Source organism: Spongiactinospora gelatinilytica (assembly GCF_003236385.1).
Taxonomy (GTDB): domain Bacteria; phylum Actinomycetota; class Actinomycetes; order Streptosporangiales; family Streptosporangiaceae; genus Spongiactinospora; species Spongiactinospora gelatinilytica.
In genome coordinates this window covers 1-1,764 of the sequence record NZ_POUA01000678.1, presented here as the reverse complement: position 1 = coordinate 1,764, position 1,764 = coordinate 1, and the positions used below count along the sequence as shown (strand labels likewise).

1 protein-coding gene is annotated in these 1,764 nt (G+C 69.8%); it reads right to left on the bottom strand.

Features of this window, described 5'->3' with window-relative positions; translation table 11 throughout:
- Positions 1 to 1,249 (bottom strand): HD-GYP domain-containing protein (locus tag C1I98_RS38535; protein ID WP_111172140.1); only part of this gene is annotated, 1,249 nt, incomplete at its 3' end.
- Between the last annotated feature and the right edge of the window lie 515 nt (positions 1,250 to 1,764).

Here is a 1,764-nt window from a genome sequence, read left to right as displayed (position 1 = left end):
GCGGGGGATGCCAGCCCTTGCGCTCGATGGCGCGCACGAAAGCGTTGACCATGACCGGATCGAACTGCGTCCCGGCCCCCTTGCGCAACTCCTCCATGGCCACCGGCACCGTACGCGCGACGCGGTAGCAGCGGTCGGAGGTGATGGAGTCGAAGGCGTCGGCCACCGCGATGATCCGGGCGAACTCCGGGATCTCGCCCGCGGCCAGGCCCATCGGGTAGCCGCCGCCGTCGTGCCGCTCGTGGTGGTGCATGATCCCGGCGAACGCCTCGTCGAGGAAGTCGATGCCGTGCACGATCTCCAGGCCGCGCATCGGGTGGAGCTGGATGGCCGCGTACTCCTCCTCGGTGAGCGGCCCGTCCTTCTGCAGCACCTTGGTGGGGACGCCGAGCTTGCCCACGTCGTGCAGCATGCCGGCGTAGCGGATCGCGCGCAGCCGCTCAGGGCCCATGCCGATCTCCTCGGCGATCAGGGTGGACGCCAGCGAGACGCGGGTGCAGTGGCCGCGGGTGTAGTAGTCCTTCGTCTCCACGGCCTGGCACAGGGCGGCGATCGTGGCGTCGTAGGAGCGCTGCTGCGCCCAGTACTGGCCGAACGCCCAGCGCGCCACGAACAGCGGGAGCAGCACCAGCACCGCCGAGATCGACTGGACGGTGGCCCACAGGCCGGCGATCAACAGGCCGAAGGTGGCGTAGCCGAGGTAGGAGACCAGGAGCTGGGCCATGCCGCGCAGCGGCACCCGCTCGACCTGGCCCGCCAGGGACAGCATGATCGCGATCAGCGCGAAGTTGAGCGGCACGTAAACCGCCGCCGCCCCGGCGAACGGCATGATCAGGTCGTCGAACCCGGCGATCTCCGGGACGCCCCGCTTGCCGCCGAGCCGGAGGTACGCCTCCCCGGCGGCGAAGCCGCAGATGGCGAACTGCGCCCCGTTGTAGAGCCGTTTGGTCAGCGCCAGGCCGGGACGGACGCTGAAGATCGCGGTCATCCCGACCAGCGCCGCGCCCTCCGGCCCGACCAGCACCACGGCGGCGAGGGCGGCCGAGAAGCTGACCGAGATGGCCGCCTGCCGTACGTGCAGCAGCGCGGGAACCGACTCGCACACCAGGAACAGCAGGGCCAGCACGAGCAGCGCAGGCCAGTCAGGGCGCGCGAAGCGCCCGCTCAGAAGCGCATGGCCGAAGAGGCCCAACGCCCCCGCGATAACGGCGACCAGGTGGGCCCTGGCCGGCCACGGCAGTCCACGCAATGCTGCCCCACCCAACCGGTGCTACAGGCGCGTGCTCACGTCCAGGAGATGCCCGGAGGAGCGGCGCTCGCGCTCGGCTCCACCGCCACCGGGGCGAACAGCACCAGTGCTGTGAGCAGCCAGGTGGCCATACCCTTCAACATTCGCCCGCCTCCACGTCGATTTCGCACTTCAGGCTACAGAAAGACAGGGCCCCCAGGGGTGGAATCCCGGGGAATCGCAAGCAAAGCGTAATCAAGCCGTCACCACCCGCCACCTTTGTGGAGACTGCGGGCCACTTGTCCGATCCCATGTCACAACACCTCGTGACGGCACACCAGCCCTGTCCGCCAACTTCGGCGGGAAGTCAGGAAACGGCGCGGGCCCTGGCCCATTCGGCGGTGGCCTTGAGGCCGGTGGGCAGGTCGGTGCGCGGGGACCAGCCGAGCACCTCGGCGGCCGGGGCGGGATCGACGGCCCCTGCCTCTTATACACATCTCCGAGCCCACGAGACTAGCGCTCATCTCGTATGCCGT